The organism is Prochlorococcus sp. G4PB16 (genome assembly GCF_059772465.1).
The window spans coordinates 1,752,288-1,774,499 of record NZ_CM186289.1 but is presented as its reverse complement, the minus strand read 5'-3'; the positions used below and the strand labels follow the sequence as shown (position 1 = coordinate 1,774,499).

General features: G+C 33.2%; 27 protein-coding genes and 1 tRNA gene. 16 read left to right on the top strand and 12 right to left on the bottom strand.

Features of this window, described 5'->3' with window-relative positions:
- Positions 1 to 42 precede the first annotated feature (42 nt).
- Together AC6EIZ_RS10000 and psbM are read right to left on the bottom strand one after the other, a co-directional pair.
- The gene (locus tag AC6EIZ_RS10000; RefSeq protein WP_498510922.1) at positions 43 to 483 is read right to left on the bottom strand and encodes an acyl-CoA thioesterase; all 441 of its coding nucleotides are present in this window, start codon (positions 481 to 483) and stop codon (positions 43 to 45) included.
- A 138-nt stretch (positions 484 to 621) separates the two neighbouring features.
- Complete coding sequence (psbM, locus tag AC6EIZ_RS09995) at positions 622 to 780, bottom strand: photosystem II reaction center protein PsbM (protein WP_413677325.1); 159 nt, start codon at positions 778 to 780, stop codon at positions 622 to 624.
- 492 nt (positions 781 to 1,272) lie between these two features.
- Between psbM and psbB the strand changes: the two genes are divergently transcribed.
- The 9 genes from psbB to AC6EIZ_RS09950 all read left to right on the top strand — a co-directional run bounded on the left by psbB (position 1,273) and on the right by AC6EIZ_RS09950 (position 8,708).
- Positions 1,273 to 2,796: a photosystem II chlorophyll-binding protein CP47 gene (gene psbB, locus AC6EIZ_RS09990; protein ID WP_498510920.1), complete on the top strand. Its 1,524-nt coding sequence runs from the start codon at positions 1,273 to 1,275 to the stop codon at positions 2,794 to 2,796.
- Positions 2,797 to 2,833: 37 nt separating this feature from the next.
- Positions 2,834 to 2,929: a photosystem II reaction center protein T gene (locus tag AC6EIZ_RS09985; RefSeq protein WP_011294325.1), complete on the top strand. Its 96-nt coding sequence runs from the start codon at positions 2,834 to 2,836 to the stop codon at positions 2,927 to 2,929.
- Positions 2,930 to 3,115: 186 nt separating this feature from the next.
- Entirely contained in the window at positions 3,116 to 3,595 is a 480-nt protein-coding gene (gene nrdR, locus AC6EIZ_RS09980; protein WP_498510918.1) for a transcriptional regulator NrdR, read from the top strand.
- Between the two features lie 103 nt (positions 3,596 to 3,698).
- On the top strand, positions 3,699 to 4,808 hold the full coding sequence (locus tag AC6EIZ_RS09975; protein ID WP_498510916.1) for a 30S ribosomal protein S1: 1,110 nt from the start codon (positions 3,699 to 3,701) through the stop codon (positions 4,806 to 4,808).
- A gap of 18 nt (positions 4,809 to 4,826) precedes the next feature.
- Positions 4,827 to 5,615 carry an HAD family hydrolase gene (locus AC6EIZ_RS09970; RefSeq protein ID WP_498510914.1) on the top strand — a complete coding sequence of 263 codons (789 nt, stop codon included), beginning with the start codon at positions 4,827 to 4,829 and terminating at the stop codon, positions 5,613 to 5,615.
- 24 nt (positions 5,616 to 5,639) lie between these two features.
- On the top strand, positions 5,640 to 6,869 hold the full coding sequence (metK, locus tag AC6EIZ_RS09965) for a methionine adenosyltransferase (RefSeq protein ID WP_498510912.1): 1,230 nt from the start codon (positions 5,640 to 5,642) through the stop codon (positions 6,867 to 6,869).
- Between the two features lie 19 nt (positions 6,870 to 6,888).
- Complete coding sequence (locus AC6EIZ_RS09960) at positions 6,889 to 8,124, top strand: FGGY-family carbohydrate kinase (RefSeq protein ID WP_498510910.1); 1,236 nt, start codon at positions 6,889 to 6,891, stop codon at positions 8,122 to 8,124.
- Between the two features lie 147 nt (positions 8,125 to 8,271).
- Entirely contained in the window at positions 8,272 to 8,490 is a 219-nt protein-coding gene (locus AC6EIZ_RS09955; RefSeq protein ID WP_498510908.1) for a DUF2470 domain-containing protein, read from the top strand.
- 142 nt (positions 8,491 to 8,632) lie between these two features.
- Positions 8,633 to 8,708: transfer RNA gene (locus AC6EIZ_RS09950), tRNA-Phe, on the top strand.
- Positions 8,709 to 9,106: 398 nt separating this feature from the next.
- Here the strand turns inward: AC6EIZ_RS09950 and AC6EIZ_RS09945 are convergent.
- From AC6EIZ_RS09945 to AC6EIZ_RS09925, 5 genes are all read right to left on the bottom strand, one after another.
- Positions 9,107 to 9,250 (bottom strand): helix-turn-helix domain-containing protein, encoded by a 144-nt coding sequence (locus AC6EIZ_RS09945; protein WP_498510906.1) that lies wholly within the window; start codon positions 9,248 to 9,250, stop codon positions 9,107 to 9,109.
- The gene (locus AC6EIZ_RS09940) at positions 9,199 to 9,360 is read right to left on the bottom strand and encodes a hypothetical protein (protein ID WP_498513289.1); all 162 of its coding nucleotides are present in this window, start codon (positions 9,358 to 9,360) and stop codon (positions 9,199 to 9,201) included. Before AC6EIZ_RS09940 ends, AC6EIZ_RS09945 begins: the two co-directional genes overlap by 52 nt.
- Positions 9,314 to 9,430: a hypothetical protein gene (locus AC6EIZ_RS09935; RefSeq protein ID WP_498513265.1), complete on the bottom strand. Its 117-nt coding sequence runs from the start codon at positions 9,428 to 9,430 to the stop codon at positions 9,314 to 9,316. Before AC6EIZ_RS09935 ends, AC6EIZ_RS09940 begins: the two co-directional genes overlap by 47 nt.
- Before the next feature lie 86 nt (positions 9,431 to 9,516).
- Positions 9,517 to 9,654 (bottom strand): recombinase family protein, encoded by a 138-nt coding sequence (locus tag AC6EIZ_RS09930; protein WP_498510904.1) that lies wholly within the window; start codon positions 9,652 to 9,654, stop codon positions 9,517 to 9,519.
- A 240-nt stretch (positions 9,655 to 9,894) separates the two neighbouring features.
- Positions 9,895 to 12,123 (bottom strand): tetratricopeptide repeat-containing sulfotransferase family protein, encoded by a 2,229-nt coding sequence (locus tag AC6EIZ_RS09925; protein WP_498510902.1) that lies wholly within the window; start codon positions 12,121 to 12,123, stop codon positions 9,895 to 9,897.
- Positions 12,124 to 12,825: 702 nt separating this feature from the next.
- Between AC6EIZ_RS09925 and AC6EIZ_RS09920 the strand changes: the two genes are divergently transcribed.
- Both AC6EIZ_RS09920 and AC6EIZ_RS09915 read left to right on the top strand, forming a co-directional pair.
- The gene (locus tag AC6EIZ_RS09920; protein ID WP_498510900.1) at positions 12,826 to 12,993 is read left to right on the top strand and encodes a photosystem I reaction center subunit XII; all 168 of its coding nucleotides are present in this window, start codon (positions 12,826 to 12,828) and stop codon (positions 12,991 to 12,993) included.
- A gap of 370 nt (positions 12,994 to 13,363) precedes the next feature.
- The gene (locus AC6EIZ_RS09915) at positions 13,364 to 13,621 is read left to right on the top strand and encodes a hypothetical protein (RefSeq protein WP_498510899.1); all 258 of its coding nucleotides are present in this window, start codon (positions 13,364 to 13,366) and stop codon (positions 13,619 to 13,621) included.
- A 35-nt stretch (positions 13,622 to 13,656) separates the two neighbouring features.
- On the opposite strand, the gene AC6EIZ_RS09910 is transcribed toward AC6EIZ_RS09915, so the two are convergent.
- Both AC6EIZ_RS09910 and AC6EIZ_RS09905 read right to left on the bottom strand, forming a co-directional pair.
- Positions 13,657 to 14,703 (bottom strand): NAD-dependent epimerase/dehydratase family protein, encoded by a 1,047-nt coding sequence (locus AC6EIZ_RS09910; RefSeq protein WP_498510897.1) that lies wholly within the window; start codon positions 14,701 to 14,703, stop codon positions 13,657 to 13,659.
- Positions 14,704 to 14,790: 87 nt separating this feature from the next.
- Positions 14,791 to 15,750 carry a UDP-glucuronic acid decarboxylase family protein gene (locus tag AC6EIZ_RS09905; RefSeq protein WP_498510895.1) on the bottom strand — a complete coding sequence of 320 codons (960 nt, stop codon included), beginning with the start codon at positions 15,748 to 15,750 and terminating at the stop codon, positions 14,791 to 14,793.
- Between the two features lie 200 nt (positions 15,751 to 15,950).
- Here AC6EIZ_RS09905 and AC6EIZ_RS09900 point away from each other — a divergent pair, with 200 nt between their 5' ends.
- The 4 genes from AC6EIZ_RS09900 (at position 15,951) to AC6EIZ_RS09885 (ending at position 18,656) form a co-directional block, all read left to right on the top strand.
- A complete protein-coding gene (locus tag AC6EIZ_RS09900; protein ID WP_498513264.1) occupies positions 15,951 to 16,565 on the top strand; it encodes a TVP38/TMEM64 family protein in 615 nt (204 codons plus the stop codon).
- 116 nt (positions 16,566 to 16,681) lie between these two features.
- Entirely contained in the window at positions 16,682 to 17,473 is a 792-nt protein-coding gene (locus tag AC6EIZ_RS09895; RefSeq protein ID WP_498510893.1) for a phycobilisome rod-core linker polypeptide, read from the top strand.
- A gap of 36 nt (positions 17,474 to 17,509) precedes the next feature.
- Complete coding sequence (locus AC6EIZ_RS09890) at positions 17,510 to 18,043, top strand: phycobiliprotein lyase (protein WP_498510891.1); 534 nt, start codon at positions 17,510 to 17,512, stop codon at positions 18,041 to 18,043.
- A gap of 13 nt (positions 18,044 to 18,056) precedes the next feature.
- Entirely contained in the window at positions 18,057 to 18,656 is a 600-nt protein-coding gene (locus tag AC6EIZ_RS09885; protein ID WP_498510889.1) for a chromophore lyase CpcT/CpeT, read from the top strand.
- Between the two features lie 32 nt (positions 18,657 to 18,688).
- Here the strand turns inward: AC6EIZ_RS09885 and AC6EIZ_RS09880 are convergent, their stop codons facing one another.
- Positions 18,689 to 19,999, bottom strand: coding sequence for a HEAT repeat domain-containing protein (locus AC6EIZ_RS09880; protein ID WP_498510887.1), 1,311 nt, complete (start codon positions 19,997 to 19,999; stop codon positions 18,689 to 18,691).
- A gap of 164 nt (positions 20,000 to 20,163) precedes the next feature.
- Between AC6EIZ_RS09880 and AC6EIZ_RS09875 the strand changes: the two genes are divergently transcribed.
- The gene (locus tag AC6EIZ_RS09875; RefSeq protein WP_498510885.1) at positions 20,164 to 21,027 is read left to right on the top strand and encodes a HEAT repeat domain-containing protein; all 864 of its coding nucleotides are present in this window, start codon (positions 20,164 to 20,166) and stop codon (positions 21,025 to 21,027) included.
- A gap of 24 nt (positions 21,028 to 21,051) precedes the next feature.
- On the opposite strand, the gene AC6EIZ_RS09870 is transcribed toward AC6EIZ_RS09875, so the two are convergent.
- Complete coding sequence (locus AC6EIZ_RS09870) at positions 21,052 to 21,648, bottom strand: HEAT repeat domain-containing protein (protein ID WP_498510884.1); 597 nt, start codon at positions 21,646 to 21,648, stop codon at positions 21,052 to 21,054.
- 60 nt (positions 21,649 to 21,708) lie between these two features.
- Positions 21,709 to 22,176: a C-phycoerythrin subunit alpha gene (gene cpeA, locus AC6EIZ_RS09865; protein WP_498510882.1), complete on the bottom strand. Its 468-nt coding sequence runs from the start codon at positions 22,174 to 22,176 to the stop codon at positions 21,709 to 21,711.
- Positions 22,177 to 22,212 lie beyond the last annotated feature (36 nt).

The window sequence follows — 22,212 nt, the reverse complement described above, 5'->3', positions numbered from 1 at the left end:
ATGCCCAGGAATAGATTGAAAAATCATAAATCATTCAATTCCTTAAACTTTTGGTCCTTCTTCTAACATTAATAATATATTTTTAATTTGTACTGGTAATTCTCTTACTAACTTTATTGAGTCATTTATTGTTCTTACAACAACAAGTTCAATTACTGCTTCTGCACCAATATCACCATTTGATTTAAAAAATACACTTTTACAAATAAGTCTTATATTATTTTTCAGCTTAAATTGACTCGTTACAAGAACCTTTTCGCCATGAATAAAAGATTTTTTATATCTCATTTGAATTGAGATCACTGGAATTTCAAAACCATTTTTAGATAATTGTGAATATGAAAATCCAACTTTATCTAAAGCATCAATTCTCCCCTCTTCTAAAAAATTTAAATAAGAGCCATGCCACATGACACCTGCATGGTCAGTGTGCTGAGGAAGAACAGTTTTGATTAACTTCCAATGATTATTTATTGAGCTCATCCTAAAGAAATTCCAAATATCTTAATTCTTTAATTGAATAAATAAAGCTTTGAAGTAATACCATTCTAAGATAAAACCTCATTAGTAATTTAGATCTCAAGTATTTCTTGAGATCTTTATATTAAAAAAAGTCCTAACCTATTTTTTAGGCTCAGGACTTAATCTACCCTTGCTGGAATCTGAATAAAAGCTTGATTTCTCACCATCACTGGTAGAAACAAACAAACCAATAAGAAAGATAGTTGGTACTCCAACAAATAAAAGACTTGCGGCAAAGCCAAAACTAGTGGTTTCCATAACCGAGGTTTTTACTCAGAACGATTTTTACTGAAATAAACTATATATCCCTTCAGCAGAAAAATCGGGATTTGAATCAAAGAGTCTGAGATTTTGTAATTTGCCGAAAAATAATCAATAAAATTTGTCTTTTTAATTATTTAAATTTCGAATAGCTTTGAAAAATTTTTTGAAATATTCGATTTCAAGTGTAATTAGACCTTGAATTAGGCCCTGAATTTTCGTTTTTTCAAATTGATTAGATAGAAAAACAACTTAAAATTACAAAATCAATTGATATTTGAAAAATTCTTCTTTTTCTTTTTTTTTTAATTTTTTCTAGTCTACCACTGTTTTTTCGCCAATTGAAGGCCCTCAAAACAAGCTAAATTTTATCCAATAGTGTCAAAAGTCATTTCAGGTCTCTCCATCCTGTGCATTAACTCAAGCAATACCATTTACGATCATGCGAGTCTTGCTGCATTAAGCAGCTTCGTTATACGAACCTGACCCATGGGATTGCCCTGGTATCGGGTGCACACAGTCGTTATCAACGACCCTGGCCGCCTCTTGGCCGTGCACCTCATGCATACTGCTTTGTTAGCCGGCTGGGCCGGCTCAATGGCCTTATATGAATTGGCCATTTTCGATCCTTCTGATCCAGTCCTTAATCCAATGTGGCGCCAAGGCATGTATGTCATGCCCTTCATGGCCCGCTTAGGAATTACCGGAAGCTGGAATGGATGGGATATAACCGGTGCAACCGGAGTTGACCCCGGCTTTTGGAGCTTCGAAGGGGTTGCTGCTGCTCATATAGTTTTCAGCGGTCTTTTAATGCTCGCTGCCGTATGGCACTGGACATACTGGGACCTTGAATTGTGGGAAGATTCCCGCACAGGAGAACCAGCTTTAGACCTTCCAAGAATTTTTGGAATACATCTTTTCTTGGCTGGATTGACATGCTTTGGATTTGGCGCATTTCATTGCTCAACCGTTGGCATATGGGTTTCTGATCCATATGGTTTAACTGGTCATGTAGAAAAAGTTGCTCCAGTTTGGGGTGCTGAAGGATTTAATCCATTTAATGCTGGAGGGATTGTCGCTAATCACATTGGGGCAGGACTTTTAGGAATAATTGGTGGAATATTCCACATCACCAACAGACCTGGAGAAAGGCTTTATAGAGCTTTAAAACTAGGTAGTTTGGAAGGCGTTCTTGCCAGCGCTCTTGCTGCTGTTCTTTTTGTATCTTTCGTAGTCGCTGGAACTATGTGGTATGGATCAGCAACAACTCCTGTTGAACTATTTGGGCCTACTAGATATCAATGGGATTCTGGGTATTTCAAAACTGAAATCAACCGCAGAGTTCAAGATTCTATGAGTGATGGTGCCTCAAAAGCGGAAGCTTATGCATCTATCCCTGAGCAACTTGCTTTCTATGATTATGTTGGTAATAGTCCTGCTAAAGGAGGCCTATTCAGAGTTGGTGCAATGGTTAATGGCGATGGGGTCCCAAGTGGATGGCAAGGTCACATCTCATTTACAGATAGTGATGGCAATGACCTGGAAGTAAGAAGAATCCCAAATTTCTTTGAAAACTTCCCAGTTATTCTTGAAGACAAAGATGGGAATGTTAAAGCTGACATTCCTTTCCGTCGCGCCGAAGCTAAGTATTCCATTGAACAGACCGGAGTCACAGCTACTGTCTACGGTGGCGAATTAAATGGGCAAACATTTACTGATCCAGTAATAGTTAAACGTCTAGCTAGAAAATCTCAACTTGGAGAAGCCTTCAAGTTTGATAGAGATCGCTACAAGTCAGATGGTGTATTCAGGAGCTCTCCAAGAGCATGGTTCACCTATGCACACCTATGCTTTGGCTTGTTATTCCTCTTTGGGCACTGGTGGCACGCCGCAAGAACTCTCTTTGGCGATAGATTCTCAGGTATCGATCCAGAGCTTGGGGATCAGGTTGAGTTTGGTCTCTTCAAAAAACTTGGAGATGAATCAACCCGCCGAGTTCCTGGTCGAGCCTAAATCAGGAGTCTTTACCCCCTTTATCCCGAGAACTTAGATGGAAGCTTTCTCCTACGTGCTAATCCTTACTTTGGCACTTGTAACTCTCTTCTTTGCTGTCGCATTTCGCGATCCGCCTAAATACGACAAGTAAAAAACATAAAAAAAGCCCTGAAATATCAGGGCTTTTTTTATGTCTGGAACTTAATTTAAATAATTTTATTAACTTAGCCAGCAATATAAAAATAATTTTTTCAAGTAAAAGTATTTTTATTTAATCTACCCCTTCTCAGAAGCCAAATAAATGTTTAAAGTTAGTTAAATCATTGAAAAGGGCTGCATGCAGTGCCCATCTTGCCAAAATACAGACAGTCGGGTTCTTGAATCTCGTTCGGCCGATTCTGGAAGAAGCGTAAGAAGAAGAAGGGAGTGCTTAAATTGCGACTTCCGATTTACTACTTATGAAAGAGTTGAAACGACACCAATTACTGTTCTAAAAAGAAACGGAGCAAAAGAATTATTTAATCGGAGTAAAGTAACAAGTGGTTTAAGCAGAGCATGTGAAAAAACACTTATAAATGGATCTAAAATTGAATTTATTGTTGATGAAATAGAACTAGAACTCCATCAAGGAGTTAGAAAAGAAGTAAAAACAAATGAGATTGGAGAAATGGTTCTTTCACATTTAAAAGATATTAATGAAGTTGCATATATAAGATTTGCCTCTGTTTATAGACAATTTGATGGAATTAATGATTTCATGAAAACCCTTGAATCACTCAAACCAATAAAAAAAGAACAATTGGCTTCAGTTCTTTAACTAGAAAGACCTATCAATAAAGTAGAATTTAATCTCAATATGGTCGGCGGGCCATTTTGTATTTCTATCGCACTGTCCTAAAAAGGCAGACCGCCATTCAAGCATGTCTGAAAATCCAGCAAGCAAAGTTCAAGAAAAAAATCCTGAAAAAGAAATATCAATACCTGAAGAAACTATCACAAGTTCCGTAAGTCCAGAATTCGAGGAGAATCCGAGTAACGAATTAAAAGAAGAAGATATTCCCAAAAACATTCCTGCAGCTGATGATTCTTCAAGCAGAATTAATAAGAGTGATCTTGAAAGTGCAGGTTTCACACTCGATGAATTTGCATCTTTACTAAGCAAATACGACTACAACTTCAAGCCTGGCGACATAGTCAATGGAACTGTTTTTGCTCTTGAATCCAAAGGAGCAATGATTGACATTGGTGCCAAAACAGCTGCTTTTATGCCTATGCAAGAAGTATCGATAAATAGAGTCGAGGGCCTTAGTGATGTTTTACAGCCTTCAGAAATTAGAGAATTTTTTATAATGACCGAGGAGAATGAGGATGGTCAATTATCTTTATCAATTAGAAGAATTGAATATCAGCGAGCTTGGGAAAGAGTCAGACAGTTACAAAAAGAAGATGCCACAATTTATTCGGAGGTTTTTGCTACTAATAGAGGTGGTGCTCTAGTTCGAGTTGAAGGGCTGAGAGGCTTTATACCTGGATCACACATAAGCACTAGGAAGGCCAAAGAAGAACTAGTTGCTGATTTCCTACCTTTGAAATTCTTAGAAGTTGATGAAGAAAGAAATAGGCTGGTTCTAAGTCATCGCAGGGCTTTGGTTGAAAGGAAAATGAATCGTCTTGAAGTTGGAGAAGTTGTTGTAGGGGCCGTAAGAGGAATTAAACCTTATGGTGCGTTTATAGATATTGGAGGTGTAAGTGGACTACTTCACATTTCCGAGATAAGTCATGAACATATCGAAACTCCTCACTCAGTATTAAACGTCAATGACCAAATGAAGGTGATGATAATAGACCTAGATGCTGAAAGAGGACGAATTTCCCTTTCGACAAAGGCACTGGAACCAGAGCCTGGAGATATGCTTACAGACCCTCAAAAAGTTTTTGATAAAGCTGAAGAGATGGCAGCAAGATACAAACAAATGCTTCTTGAGCAAGCTGAAGAAGGAGAAGATCCTATCGCTGTAATGACTATTTGATTATTTACTTTTATTGGAATGGCTGAGCTATTAATAAAAAATAGTTCTCTTGGTTTTGTTAAAGGAATAATATTTGATAAGGATGGAACATTATCAAATAGTGAAGAATACTTATTAGAACTGTCGAGAACTAGAATAGATCTTGCAGTTGATAAATTTAAAAAATTAAAAATAAACAATTTTAAAATTTTTTTATTAAGAAAATTACTTAATTATATCTATGGATTAAGAAATCAAGCTCTTTCAGCTAATGCTAGTCTCGCCATAGCTTCAAAAGAGCAAAATATTATATCTACAGCAACAATATTATCTTTATTTGGTTTTGATTGGTTTAAATCACTTTCAATAAGTCAAACAGTCTTCGATGAAGTAGATATTTTACTTTCTAAAAATCAAGACAATATCCAAAAAAAAAGGACTTTAATTTCAGGAGCATTTGATCTATTAGTTAATCTAAAAAGCAAGGGCGTGAGTATTGCATTGATGACAAATGATACACAAGCAGGAATAGAAGAATTTATTAACAGCAATAAATTAGAAGGTATATTTGATTATCTTTGGAGTGCTGAGAATAAACCGTCAAAACCTAACCCAAAAGCAGTTATAGAACTTTGCAAAAAAATGAAGATAAATCCTTCAGATTGTGCTTTGATTTCAGATGCAGATACTGATTTAAGAATGGCCAAAAAGGCTGACGTATCAATAATAATAGGCTTTACTGGTGGATGGAAAAATCCTCCCACTCTCACTGAAAAACATTTAATTGTCGAAAAACTAAGTGAATTAAATATTCAGACAAACACCTAAAGTAGTCTTCAATTCAGATTTCCAATGAGTAGATACGTTTTCACCTCTGAATCGGTAACAGAAGGACATCCTGATAAAATTTGTGATCAAATAAGTGATGCTGTTTTAGATGCTCTTTTAACCGAAGATCCAACAAGTAGGGTTGCATGTGAGGCAGTGGTTAATACTGGCTTATGTCTAATAACTGGAGAAATAACTTCTAAAGCAGAGGTTGATTTTAATAAGCTTGTTAGAGAAGTCATTAAAAGCATTGGCTATGAAAGTGCAAGTGCTGGTGGATTTGATGCTTATAGTTGCGCAGTCCTAGTTGCTCTTGACCAACAGTCTTCAGATATTGCTCAAGGAGTAGATGAAGCTGACGACCACTCAACAGATCCATTAGATCAAGTTGGTGCTGGTGATCAAGGAATTATGTTTGGTTTTGCTTGTGACGAGACTCCTGAACTGATGCCATTGCCAATTAGTCTCGCTCATCGTTTAGCAAGACGATTGGCATCGGTTAGGCATCAAAAATTAATTGATTATCTTTTACCTGATGGCAAAACCCAAGTAAGTGTCTCATACGAAAACGGAGTCCCCTGCTCCATAGACACAATACTGATCTCTACTCAGCACAAATCAGAAGTAGATGGAATAACTCTTGAAGAGGAAATCCAAAAAAGAATTGCAAAAGACTTATGGAAATTGGTTGTTGAGCCAGCCACAGAGGATCTAGCTTTAAAGCCATCAATAGAAACTACACGTTTTCTAGTTAATCCAACAGGTAAGTTTGTCATTGGAGGACCGCAAGGAGATGCAGGACTCACAGGTCGGAAAATAATTGTAGACACATATGGTGGATATGCTCGCCATGGAGGTGGGGCTTTTTCTGGAAAGGACCCTACAAAAGTTGATCGATCAGCAGCTTATGCAGCAAGGTTTGTCGCGAAGGCTTTGGTTGCTGCAAATCTTGCAAAAAAAGTTGAAGTCCAACTAAGTTATGCAATTGGTGTAGCCAAGCCAGTATCAATACTTGTTGAGTCTTATGGCACCGGTAGGGTTTCGGATGACGAATTAACTCAAATCGTTCAAGAACATTTTGATTTAAGGCCAGGCGCGATTATGGAATCTTTTAACCTGCAAGAACTTCCTAAGCTAAGAGGAGGTCGTTTTTACAGAGATATTGCAGCTTATGGTCATTTTGGAAGGACTGATATTGCTCTACCATGGGAAGATGTATCTCAAAAAGCAAAAGAATTAAGTTTGCTCATATAAAAAAATTTCAATCAAAAAAATGTCAAATAAATCTCTTGTACTTGGTATGGATTTCGGTACATCGGGAGTAAGAATTGCAATCATTAATACTAAAAAAGAAATACTATTCACATCATCAAAAACATACTCTAAAGGTCTTGAGATATCAGAAGACTGGATAAATAGCCTAGCAACTCTAATAAAAGAAATTCCGCAAGATCTAAAAGAAAAATTGATTTCTTGTTCTGTCGCTGGGACATCTGGAACACTTTTAGCATGCAAAAAAAATGGAGAACCTATAGGAAAAGCGCTACCTTATTTCTTATCATATGGGGAATATTCACATGAGATTAAAAAGCTATTTACTAAAGAATGTGCTGGCTCAAGCATAAGTGGAAGTGTAGGTCGAGCAATAAGACTCTTAGCCTTATACGGTGATGAAATAATCTTAAGACATCAAGCAGATTGGATTAGTGGATGGCTTATCAATAACTGGGAGTATGGGGAAGAAGGTAATAATATTAGGATGGGTTGGGAAATATCAAATAGTTCATGGCCAGATAATTTTCAAAATTTAAAATGGTTAAAATGTCTTCCAAAAATCATTCCTTCAGGTCAAATAATGGGGAATATATGTACTGAAAAAGCCAAAGAATTAAATTTACCAAAAAATCTTCAAATAATAGCAGGAACTACAGATTCAAATGCTGCGGTTTTAGCCACTTTTCCTAATAAAAATGATGGGATAACAATTCTTGGCAGCACAATAGTAATTAAGAAGTTTGTCAATGATCCCCTTGAAGGGAAGGGCATATCAAATCATAAATTATTAGGTAATTGGCTATCCGGAGGAGCATCTAATACAGGAGCTTCCATACTACTAGATTTCTTTAATCTTAAGTATATTGAAGAATTAAGCAAACAAATAAATCCTCATAAGTCAACAGGATTAAATCTTCTTCCGCTATCAAATCCTGGAGAAAGATTTCCAGTAGACGATCCCTATTTAAAACCTAAACTTGAGCCAAGACCAGTAAGTGATTCTCTTTATCTTCATGCGTTATTTGAAGGGTTAGCAAAAATAGAAGCTCGAGGCTGGCAAAAACTTAATGAATTAGGAGCTGATTTGCCTAGACAAATAATTTCCATTGGAGGAGGTGCAAAAAATATTGCTTGGAAAAAAATAAGAGAAAGAGAAATCGGCATACCAATAAAAATTTGTAACCGACCCCCCGCAGCAGGAGTAGCAACTATTGCTTTGCAAGGATTAATATGAATAGACCATTAAATTTTTATAATATTTTTAATCTCAATTTCTAAAAATCTAACTAACTTATTAATTGATTTATAAAGTCACTATCTAAAAAAGTTCATGAGTTCCGAGCCTATCAACCAAGAGTCAAGCAAAAGAATCTGTAATCACATGAATAAAGACCATGGTGATGCAGTCTATGCATATGCAAAACATTATGGAAAAATCAAAACTTTTAAATCAGCAAAAATGATAAGTCTATCTCCAGAATCTATTCAGCTTAAAATTGATGACCAGACATTAGAAATAGAATTTGATCATACTCTTCAAGACTGTTCTGATGCGCATAAAACATTGGTGAAGATGATTAAATCTATTCCAATCTCATGAAACATACTTCCTAGAGAATCAAAAGGAAGCTAGCTGTCTCTTGATTTTCAAGTTGCCTTTGCAATTGAACAAAAAAATTAAGGAGATTTCAAATTATTTTTCAATAAGGTACTTACGAATTGGTAGATTATTAAATGTTAAAGCCGGGATAGCTCAGTTGGTAGAGCAGGCGACTGAAAATCGCCGTGTCCCCAGTTCAAATCTGGGTCCTGGCACCATCTATCTCAACAATAGATACCTCTAAAACCCTTGCTAGCACAAGGGTTTTTTAGTTTCTGAGCACCCTAATTAAATCAACTGAATTGGTCGGTAAGTGGTCGGTAAGCAAGATATATTTTTAGTGCCCTAATTTTCAGATCATTATCAACTAATAGTTACCGACCAGAAAGCAAAGAGTGAAGTGACCAAGATCCCTTTAATTGCAGAAATTTTCTAAACATTTATCAACTACAGCACCTAGTTGAGGATGATGTTCCTTTACTTCCGAGAGTCTTTTCTTGTAATTGAATCTTTGTGCTCTTGAATCCGTACTGTTGAACTCAAAAGAAACTTTTTCGCAGTAATCAGTTCCATGCTGTGCTCACATAGCAGCAGATAATCCAGTGGTTTTAACTAATCAGACTTTCTCCTGCTTAGGGAGGCGGTAAACTCTGTCCCTATGAATATTCAATTGCTTGGCAATAGCAGTTGCACCCAATCCTTCATTCTTTAATCGTCTGATTTCATCAATATCAATATTTGCTCTTCTTCCTCTGTACACGCCACATTCCTTTGCTCTTGCGATCCCTTCCGTCTGCCTTTCCTTGCGAAGTTTGTCTCTAATTCAGCGAAAACACGAAAGCATGTCCAAGAAGCATTTAGAAGTTGCATCCTTAGTTGAGATAGATTGTTCAGTCGCAGCAAGAGAAACTCCTTTATCAACGAGTTCTTTGACTATCAACTGAAGATCCAAGACTAAACGAGCGACCCTATCAACCCTTGAGAAGCAGAATTAATCACCTTCACGAACAAATTCAAGACATTCCTTCAGTTGAGTCCCCCTTGAGTTGATGTCCCTGACACCTTCTCTTGGAAAATCTTCTCACAACCAATATTTTTAAGTGCATCAAGTTGGACTTCTAGCGACTGCCCTGAACTTGAAACTCTTGCATAACCAAGCCTCATCGCTCTAAGTGTCGTTTAATTTGCAGAGATTTAGGTATACCCAATAACTACATTCCTTGTCTGGTTTCCAAACAAACCTGAATACTCATATGCTTTCTGAGTATTCAGGTAGTCCTTTTACAACCCAGAACTGATACATTCCTATGAATGTATCTTGATGCTTCTCTTCAAATATTGCCCAATTTTGTCAGTTCGTTTGTTTTTTATCTTCTTGGAAGTAGTGCTTGTAAAGAGAGATAATTAGTAGTCAAAATATGAAACCCATTTCTCTAGATATGGGTGACAATCCTCAAAGTATTTCTCATAGTTTTTCCATTTCTCAATAGATGACTTATATAGGGGTTGAACAACTTGAGAAGATGAGGGCGTATTTATCTTTCCTCTTTCTAATGCTGTTTTTCTATAATTTCTAATATTTTCATCCCATCCAACTCCTAAAAAATCTAATATTTTAACGGTATGATTCTCAAACTCTTCAATCAGATGTTCATATTTTGATGTTATAAAGTCAAGAGGTAGATTGTTCTTATATATATCCCAAGCATTCATAACTTGATCATACATTATTGAAGATGATTTAAGACTTACTAGGTTCGCCATTGCGTTATTTGGATTGAAAGATTGCTGAAAGCAGGAAAGAACTGTGTCGTAAGGATGCCTATGAGCAAAAATTATTTTGGCGTTAGGGAATAGGAGATTAATCAATGGAAGTGATACTGTATTCAATGGTAATTTATCTATTCTTAGGCATGCTTCTTTAGTTGTAAATTCTTTCAATAGTTCAAAATATTTCTTCCTCAAGTTTATTATTATATCTTTGGGAAGAGTATATAGATCATCAATTTTTGTATTAAACTTTTCTTTAACCAACTTATCAATATTTGAAATTATAGGTTTTTCTTCTATTACTTCAATATCTTTATGACTTCTAAGAATAGTATCTAATAGAGTAGTTCCAGATCTAGGAAATCCTATTAAGAAAGCAAGATTAGAATCATCAAGCTTATCATTAAATTTATTCAATATTATTTTTTTATTAACAACACTTTCTTTATAAGAATTAATCTTATTTAAGTATGAATCTTTATTGCATCTCAAATATGAAGGGTTATATTGACTTTTTTCAAAACAAGAATAAGCAATATCATAATTTCCGACTTTATCCTCTATAAATGCTTTATAACTCCAAAAAATTCTTTTTTGATTATGATTACTTTTTTCTATATATTGAGTAGTGATACAATTAATTAATTTTTCAGCAGTTTTATGTTCCTTATTTCTAAAACTTAATCTAGCAGTGAAAAGCAGTAGTTCATTTTTAATACTGTCTATCTTATTAAACTCATTTAATGATTCTTTTAATTTTTCTAAATTATTTATTTTTTCATAGAGGTAGAATAGACTGAAATAAGTATCTGCGAAATCAGGATTAATCTCAATTGCTTTGCGAGTGGATATTTCTGCTTCTTTTAAGTTGCCAAGATCAATCAATATGCTTCCCAGATTTAGATACGCCTCTGGATAATCAGGATTAATTTCAATTGCTTTGCGAGTGTAGGTTTCTGCGTCTTTTAAGTTGCCAAGATCAATCATTATTCTTCCCAGATTAAAATACGCCTCTGGATAATCAGGATTAATTTCAATTGCTTTGCGAGTGTAGGTTTCTGCGTCTTTTAAGTTGCCAAGATCATTCATTATGCTTCCCAGATTGGAATGGGCATTAGCGGAATTAGGATTAATTTCAATTGCTTTGCGAGTGTAGGTTTCTGCGCCTTTTAAGTTACCAAGATCTTTCAAGATAAGTCCTAGATTGGAATGGGCATTAGCAGAATTAGGATTAATTTCAATTGCTTTGCGAGTGTAGTTTTCTGCTTCTTTTAAGTTACCAAGATCTTTCAATATAAGTCCTAGATTGGAATGCGCATCTGCGTAATCAGGATTCAATTCAATTGCTTTGCGAGTGGATATTTCTGCTTCTTGTGATTTGCCAAGATTACTCAATATTTCCCCTAAATTGGCATAAGCACTTGTGAAGTTGGGATTCAGTTCAATTGCTTTGCGAGTGGATATTTCTGCTTCTTTTAATTTACCAAGATCTTTCAAAATGATCCCCAGATTAGAATATAAGTCTGCGAAATCAGGATTCAGTTCAATTGCTTTGCGAGTAGATATTTCTGCTTCTTTTAATTTACCAATACCTCTTAATATTGCTCCATAATTAGAAAAAACTCTGTAATCATTACATCCTTGATTTATTATCTGTTGATAATATTTTGTTGCTTCTGGAATATTTCCTTGTTGATGTAATTTTCTTGCCTTATTAATTATTTGTTCTTCAGAAGGATTAGAAGGAGTGTTAGTGGAAATAGAAATATTCTCTTTTATTCCCACTAAACCAAATGGAACTGAATATGTTTTTACTTCAGTAATTTTCTTCTTTCCTTCTCTTCCTTGACTAGAACTATCCATTACCTCTTATCTTTTCTCTCTTTTGGTTCTTCTGATTTTACTACTTAAGTAAAGCGGATACTTGAAATTGAATGATTTCCTGAAGTTGCTTAAAGATCTAATGACCTGAACTCTTCTGCATAAATTCCAATGCCATTGATTTAACTGCTTGCTTCTCCTTAAATAATCTTCTTTGATAAGTCTTTTTCTGAACAGAGCTTATAAATGACTATTAACCACTGGTCCACTCTTCTGGTACTTCTGATGTAACTAAGTCCTCAGAACTTCCATACCAAAGACTATTAAACAAGAAATAAAAAGCAACTCCTCAAGAAAGGTACTTGTATGGGATTGGGATGGAAGTTTATTTAAGGCGCTATATCTAGTCATTTGCCCTTTAGTACCAGGCATAAATAGTGTTTTTCATTATTTCTTTAGTTCTCCCTAGTTCAAATCTGGTTCTTGGCACTATTCAATTGGGACATTTTCATTAAAAAAGCACCTCCAAAAAGGTTTTTTTAATGCAAATAAAAGTGATCATAAAACTTTTAACCCTTTTAGTTACACTCCTCTTCTTTGGGACAACAAAGCATTTACTTCTTCAGTTAGTAACTCTAGAAGTCATAATTATTACAAAAATGCATAAGAGTTGGTACTAGAAGCTTAAAAATCAAAAGATCATTTCAATCTTGAGTTAGCATAAAATAAATTAGTAGTTAAGAGATGATGAACCTTTTACTAGGAGTGCAAAGTACATTTGATCTATCTAAAATAGATTTCTCCTCAGGTCTAGGTATAAATTCGCCTGATCTTGCAGGCATATCGTTTTTAATGGTTATTTTTGCAGGAGTTTTAGCTTTGAGACTTGGGACAACTCTTAGAGACTCTTAGTTTCCAAAAGTACTGCAAATTAATTTTCTAAAATTGATAATTTTAAAAACTAAGAAATTTTTATCTTAAACCGTACGTAATATTTAGTCTTCTAATTTCGATTTCTTCGAAAGAAGTTTACAATTAAAATGAAGACGATAATAAGTAAGACTAAAAGATCGTTAATATCTGGCAAAATAAATAGCTTATATTCAAAACTATCTTAATCAATAATCAAAATTTATGTTGGTTTTCATATCATTCATCTCCAAATGCATTAGTTAGTTAATAAACCAGGAATCATACTAAAATAGGCTTTTTAGAGAAAAATAAATAACGCTTAATTATTTTAAAACCAAGATGCATTTTTATATCCCACTAAGGAGTTAAAATGAATTATATATTTGATTCTATTCTTGTGAATTTAGAGGCATCTAGTGAAAATTTATATAATAATGCAGATAGTTTTGCAATGGCATTTGATTCAGCCTGGAAGGATTGTGATCTAGAAAATCATAAAGATATAAAAATAGATGAAAAGATTGAAATAGCTTTTAAGAAGATTAAAAATCACCCTTTTCTAATTTCAAATCCAATCAAATCAAAAAACATTGCTCTCTTCAGAATCAAATTATTAGGACTAACCTAAGTTTTAAATAATCAAAAAAAATCAAAAACGATTCTTCAATAAGTATTTTTAAAATAATCTAAGTACCAGTCAGAAAACAATTTAATACCATTTTCTATAGATGTTGTGGGTTTGTATTCTACCCATGAATTAAGCAAGTCCATCCTTGCAGCAGTTGAAACAACATCTCCTGGCTGCATAGGCTGAAATTCCTTTATAGCTTTCTTTCCTAAATTTTTCTCTAATAACTCTATAAAATATGTAAGTTGAGTTGGACGTGAATTACCTATATTAAAAATCCTATAAGGCGCAGATGAAGTTGAAGGATTAGGGACAAGAGCATTAAAATCATCGTCAATACTTGCTTTCTTGAAGCAACAACGAATTATCCCTTCTACTACATCATCGATGTAAGTAAAATCCCTTTGCATTTTACCGCGATTAAACACTTGGATGGGCTCATTATTTAAAATTGATCTCGCAAAAATCATTGGAGCCATATCGGGTCTTCCCCATGGGCCATAAACGGTAAAGAATCTAAGCCCAGTTGTTGGCAAGTCATATAAGTGGCTATAGGTATGGGCCATTAATTCATTAGATTTCTTAGTCGCCGCATACAAGCTAACTGGATGATTTACTGCTTGTTCTTCATAGAAAGGCAGATTTTGATTGCCACCATAAACAGAACTGCTAGATGCATAAATCAAATGAGGAATCTTATTCTGCCTACATCCTTCAAGAACATTTGCAAAACCTACTAAATTACTTTGTATATATGCAGCAGGATTAGTTATTGAATAACGTACCCCAGCTTGCGCGGCAAGATGAACAAAAACTTGTGGATTGTATCTATTAATTATTTCTTGCAATACTTTATTATCTTCTATAGGTATCTCATAAAAAAACCATTCTCCATTTACCTTAGAAACCTTCTCAATTTCAAATAATCTAGATCTCTTTAATGAAGTAGAATAATAGTCATTTAAGTTATCTATGCCTACAACTTTAAAATTCAAAGTAAGAAGAGCTTTTACTAAAGCCGCACCAATAAAACCTGCCGCACCAGTCACAAAAATTGTTTCATTCAATGCCTTTGAATTCATGAGCTTATTATAATTTACAAAAAATCAAAAAATCTGAAGAACATCATAGCATCATATTGATTAACTTTTTATATTAAAAATAGTTAATTAATTATTTTCTCTTTCAGAGATTAATTTATTTTCAAAATACTTTCTTGTAGTTTCTAATCCTTCTTTAAACATTATTTTAGGCTCCCAATTTAATTCTTTTTGTGCAAGATAAATTGAAGGTTTTCTTCTCAAAGGATCATCCTCTAGTTCTTTTAAAAATTTCAAATTTACTTTTTCAACTGATATATTTCTAATTAGGTTAGTTATCTTAAGAATAGATAATTCTTCAGGATTACCTAAATTCATCGGTCCGATATTTGAAGAATTCATGAATAAAATTAACCCATCTATCAAATCATCAATAAAACAAAAACTTCTGGTTTGATTACCATTTCCATAAATAGTTAAGTCCTTGCCATGTATTGATTGAACTAATAAGTTGCTAATCAGTCTTCCATCATTTAATAACATTCGAGGACCATATGTATTAAATATTCTGGCAATTCTTATCTCTATAGAATGCATTCTCATGTAGTCATAACACAATGATTCGGCAACACGTTTTCCCTCATCGTAGCAACTACGAATTCCTATAGGATTTACATTACCGTTATATTTTTCAGGTTGAGGATGTATTTCGGGGTTTCCATAAACTTCGCTAGTACTTGCAAATAATATTCGAGCTCCAACTCGCCTCGCTAATCCAAGCATATTGAAAGTCCCTAGGAAACTCGTTTTAGCTGTTTTAATAGGGTTAAATTGATAATGAATTGGAGAAGCTGGACAAGCTAAATGCCAAATCCTGTCAACATCGAGCTTGATTGGCTCAGTAACATCATGATATATAAGCTCAAAAAATGGATGTCCAATCCAATGCTGAATATTTTCCTGAGTCCCAGTAAAAAAATTATCCAAACATATAACTTTTTCTCCAGACTTCATTAAGCGATCAACCAAATGAGAACCCACAAAGCCAGCTCCTCCAGTAACCAAGTTTTTCAAAGGAGATGCAGGCATCAAATTTCACGCTTAAAATTTCATTTTAGTATCGTGCAAAAAATCATGAAATTCATTAATTGTATGCAAGTAAATCTTTATGGATTAACTAAATCAAACACATTTTCAATAGGATAATTAAATTAGGAATCTTTAAAGAGCTTATCCTCTATAGCCAGGAGTTCAATTTGAAAAAAGAAAATTTAAAAAAGTCCCTTACTATTGCATTATTCACAGGTGCTTTCATTTTACTTGTCTTCTTAATTCAGACTTATGGAATTGAACCATTAAGAAGTGCCGTCAAAGAAATGGGGATTTGGGCACCTATGGGAATTCTGATACTTCGAGGAATAAGCGTAATCCTTCCAGCATTGCCTAGCTCAGTTTATTCACTTTTAGCTGGATCATTACTTGGTTTCAAAACAGGCTATCTAACTATATTTATATCTGACCTGATTTTTTGCCAATTAGCGTTTTTTATAGCTAGAAATTTCGGGCGTTCTCCTGTTCGTAAATTGGTTGGCGTAAAAGCCATGAAAAGAATTGAAGGCTTTAATCAAAATCAACTAGAAGGAAATTTCTTTCTAATGACTGGATTACTAATGACTGGACTTTTTGATTTTTTAAGCTATGCGCTAGGGATAGGGGGGACACGTTGGAGGGTTTTCACACCCGCTCTAATAATCAGTTTATTAATAAGTGATTCAATTATTGTTGCTGTTGGAGCAGGTGTAAGCCAGGGGGCCGGACTAATGCTGGGGGGGGCTTTGCTTGGAATGTTTGCACTAGCAACCATCGCTGGATTTAATAAAAATAGAGTTTCCAAAGCTCAATAGAAAAGCCAATGAATTCGCACCAACTATTAAGAAATTGATAATATAGATAACTAAAGAGAAAAAAATTATATTTATTGTATTTATATTGTTAAACTTTACTTAGTATAAATATTGATATGTCAAGTATTCCATTTAAAGCGCTCAAGTTAGGAGCGGAATCTATTAATGAAAATCCAGTTAAATATAACAAAAGCAGAGTATCTGGAAGCAAAAAAACAATATATGGATTACATATAAGAGGAGCCTCGATGCCAGGAGAAAAAGAAAAGTTCACAGTCACATCTAAAACCAAACCTAAACAATTTGAAAACTTAATTCATAACAAAGTTATGAGCAGTTACAGAAGGGATAAAATTGATAGTTATAAATACAAAATAGAAAATAAAGAAAGTACTGGAAAAAATATGCTTCAAATCAATGAATTTGTTCCTAATGATGATGATGCATTACTTGTAGCAATCAAAGCGTTATATAAAAACATCTTCGGAAACTTATCTTTAATGCAATCAGAGCGCCCAATTGATATTGAAAGGAAGCTAAGGAATGGTGATATCACAATAAGAGAATTTACAAGAAAAATTTGTAAATCAACTATTTATAAAAATTACTACTTTGATAATATTAGCCAATATAAATCTATCAAGTTAAGATACAAACATATTCTGGGTAGGCCCATAAAGAATCAAACCGAAATAGCTCAAAGTTCTAATATTATAAACAACCTAGGTTTTGAAGAACATATAGATTTTCTGATAGATTCTGATGAATATAATAATATTTTTGGTGAAGATATAGTTCCCTACATTAGGTCATGGAATTCTCCAATTGGTTTTAAAACAAAAAGTTTTCTAGAAACTTCATCAATAGCAAAATCTTTTGCCGCGAGTGACATTTGTGACATTATTTAATTATCAAAAAAAATTTAATTAAGGCTAAAAAAGTAGATGAATATTGAAGAATTTTTCTTAAAAAGCGTAGGTGAATGGAACTCAATGAGAAGCGGACATTCACTTGCATTTCAAGAGTTTGAAGAAATAAGGAGTAAAATAAAAATCATTCGTTCTGAAAACAATGATTCTAGAGTTATTAAATTTTTAAAAGATAACTCAATAACTTCTAATGCAATAAATAAAGCATTCCTAATTAATTGGGAAGCAAAAAGTGAATGGGGCGAGGAGAATCAAAAAGAAAGCTCTTCTGGCGAAAGTATACTCGTTCCGATAGAGTTTTCTAAAACAGAAGGAAAGATAATCAGAAGCGTTGGATACACTGAAGCAGTACAAGTAGTATCACTATATAAGATCCTTGATGATGGAACTCTAATTATTTATTCAAACTATAGTCATATTTGCACAGAAGAAAGAATATGGTTTGTATCAAACAATTTAAGGAGTAGATCTTCTGTAACAAGAGCAATAGATTCATCAGCTATACTACAAACTTCTTATGCATCGGAAATTCGTTCTATAAAAAAATAATTATATCTAAAATATGAGAAATAAAACTGTACTAGAATTTGCAAAGATAATTTCAGGCATATTTAGTAATAAGGAGCAAGCTTTAGATAATCCAAAAAACTTTGCTCATATTCAAATACATATTCGGCCGTTATTTTTTAAGACTTATAAATGTTTTGCATTTTATTCAGAACAGAGATATCAGCACGATATATGGAATCCATATAGACAGTCTGTAAATATATTATCCCAGGAAAAAGAAATTTTTATTTTAAGTAATCATAAGATTGAAGATAAAGAAAGATTCACTGGTGGTGGTTTAGATATATCTATTCTAGATAAAATATCTAAATATAAGTTATACAAAAAGTCTGGATGTTCTATGTATTTTAGAGAAACAAGCCCAGGGATTTTTTCAGGGGAAATAGAATCAGGTTGTAAATGCTATATACAATATGGGAAAGATAAAACTTATGTAAAAAGTGAAGTTAAAGTTAATAAAAATAGTCTTATTTCACAAGATTCTGGATACGATATAGAAACCAACAAAAAAATCTGGGGATCAGACTTTGGGCCATTAATATTTAAAAAAATAAATAATTTTAATTCTTTTATTGATAAGAATTGGGAATAAAACTTCCATTTATTTCACCAAAGAGAAATTGACTAAGAACTAATTTCTATTGCCTTTAATCTCACAAATCTATGACTATCATGAAAAAATAACTTAGCGAACTCCTGTTTAATTTCAAATTGCTTATTTTGTAATACAAGCAAGGCTGTATATCTATTTTTCCAGTAGGGAGTTAGCCTTTCATCTGCAAACTCATTTATATTTTCATAAAATTTAGTCTCATTCAAGTTACCCAATATTTGTATTGCTAAAGATTTAAATTTCATAAAATTAGGCCAATTATCGGATAATAAAAAATCTACTTTATCTAAAATGGATTCATCATATAATCGCTTTTCTAATAATAATTTATATAAGGAAATAAAGAAGTATATCGCTCCATAATCAGATTTAGCCCTATCCCAATTACGATTTAGAGAATATAAAACTTCATCTGACTGAAATCTTAGCAATTCTTTGATTGACTGATAGCATCTATTAAAGTCAGTATGAAAAAGCTGCTCAATTAAAAAACTCAAATCATTATTAAAATTGTTAACTTCTAAAGTATCTATCTTACTTGGATCATCAACAAGAACTGAATCTATACATTTAAATAGATTTATATTTTGCCACAATACTACTTCATTAGTCCAAAGAGAGTCTATTGCCTCTAATTTAAATGATGGAGAAATTGGCGCATGAATTAAAACTGGTAAAATAGATAAATCACCAGCATTAATAATATCCTGCACTGCACAATGTCTATCATTTTGATTAGATAGTCTCAAGAGATCCTTTAGTTCACTAATTTTGTCTGCTTCACCAGCAAGTTTTATTAATGCCGCAAAAGCTGCACCTTTAACTCCATGGGATGATTGCTTATCTTTAGATAATGCTCTAATCTTATCAATTTCTTTTCTAACTCCTAAATTAGTTAATGTTTGTATTACTATTCTTTTATTATTAAATTGCTTATATAATATTGAACAAATCTTATTAATAATATCAATATCTTTACATTTAAGTATACCCAGTGACCAGACAACCGTTTCAATAAGATAATAATCATTATTATCATCGTGAAGGATTTCTGCAATAGTTGGTATAGCTTTCTGACAATCGAAAATAGCAAGTACCTCAATAGCTTTTCTCTTTGCTATCTTGTATTCAAGTTTTTCATAGTCATATTTAATAAAGTCAAGAAGTACCATTTCTGATTCTTCACCCGGGAAGTTTGCAAGGTGGAATACAGCTTTATAATAATCTGCTAAAAACTTAACCTCAGAAATTGGTTTTCTAAGAATATTTATAGCTTCTATTTTATTTATTTTTGGTAAATTATTAAATGGATTGGATTGCACTTTAAATATAAGGATCTGTATTTAGTAGATAAGCTGAGAGCATTATATTAAGCACAAAATTTATGCTTAATATGAAAGGATAATATTTATGAAAATACATTTAATAAAATCATCGTGAATAATTTAATCTAGAATGTATAATAATCTTTCAAGTGTACAAAAAAGTGGATAATGACTTAGGAAGTGAACTTACATATGAAGAGGAAAGAGAAAGAAGCAGGAGGGATAAAAGCAATATAAGGAGTAAGAAAAAATCGAGTCAAAACGACATCAAGTTGTTAATCAAAGGCCTTAGTGATGAAAATGGTTTAGTAAGAAGAAGTCATGCAGAAGCATTAGCACTATTTGGTAAAGCAGCTTTGCCTGAACTAATCAACGTTCTTCTGAGTAGTAAAAACGTCATACAGAGAAGAGCAGCAGCAAAGACTTTAAAGTTAGTTGAAGATCCAACAGCTTTACCCCATTTAATAAAAGCACTTACAAGTGATTCAGATTCTGTAGTGCAATTCTCCGCAGCTGGTGCAATTGCCATTTTTGGAGAGGCTGCTGTCAAGCACCTCGTCATTGTCCTAGAGAATCAAGAACATACAGAAATGCAATATGGTCTTGCAGCCTGGTGTTTAGAATTTATTGGAGCCAAAGCCCCTAGTGCAATAAAAAAAGCAGCGAACTCAAAAAATACCAATGTTAAATCAGCTGCAATTTCAGCCCTAGAAGAACACATTAGACAGTCTCAAGATTTAGAAGCAATTCAATTAGTTGAAAGTGCTATTAATGATGCTGCTGAAAATGTTCAAATTGAAGCTATAAAATTAGTTGGTAAATTGTACAGAATAGAATCTTTAATTCCTAGCCTAATATTAAAATTAAAAAACAAAAGCCCAGACATACGAAAAGCTACCGTATTGTCTTTGATGCAACTTAATGTTAACGAGGCTATAAATCCACTCAAAGAACTTCTTAATACAGAGCAGGATACAAACGTTAGAAAAATCATTAAATTAGCTATAAAAAAAATCAATAATTAAAAGACTTAAAAAACAATCTGAATATTAAATATTTTTGTCTCTTAAAATATCTTCTTTTATCATTGGATCAATAGATTTGTCATTTAATAAATCATCAAATAAATCATCAACAATCTCATCTTTCATTTCCAAAAGAGCGCTTATAGAAGCTTTCGCTCTTAATAAATTTTCATCTCTACAGGTTTTCATCAAAATATTTCTACCAGTTTTTCCTAATTGCCTTAAAAGAGAAATAACTATCAATATTATCTCAGGAGAGTCATCTTTTAGTGCTAAATTAACTACTAACATCACCTCCTTAGTTAATTCTTCTAAATTAGAATTAACGACAACTTTTATAATAGTTTTAAGGCAGCTAACTTTAACAGTTGTATTGTTAGTATTCTTATATAATGGAACGATTGAATTTAAAGTCTTTTCTCCAAGCTGTCCCAAAGCTAATATTGATTTTCTTCTTATAAATAAATCTTCTTCCTTGAGATTAGCTAAAAGATTATTCAAAAATCTAACCTCAAATTCTTTTCTTAAAATCAAAAATGCTTTAGAATTAATATTTGGATTTGGATGCAAGAAATCTTGATAAAGTTCTATATATTTATTTAAATCTAAAGAATTAATCATTATCATTTAAGATGATTATTTATAACCAGTAAAAAATATTTTAATTGAATTAAATTATTTTTATGCAAGTGCGTTTATTAAATAATCCAATAATCCTTTGAATTCCGTTTCGGCTTGCTGACTCATAACATCATTGATTTTAATTTCATCTCGAATAAAAATAAATGCTTCTATATATGCAGCTGTTGGTAATAGCTGGATACGAATAATTTCTCTCATGCCTGATATTCCCCATTCATCTAAAGGACCAGTGCCTCCAGTTACTAAACAATAATTAATAAGGCGCAGGTAATGATGAATATCTCTCACGCACTTATCTTTGTTAGCCTGCTCATATGATCCATTTTGATAAACAGCATCAACGGCTAGATTGGTAAATTTATCAAGACAAGCAGCAAGCTTTTCTGCGGCCTCTAGACGAGCTTTTGCCCTATCAAAAGACCCTTTAACAGACTCAAAATCGCTCATACTAGGAAATCTTCCTGCTGCATCAGCTGCACTAACAACGGTTGTAACTGCAGATTTCATGGTGACTTAATAAGATTTAATTTGGGGTGCTTTAAA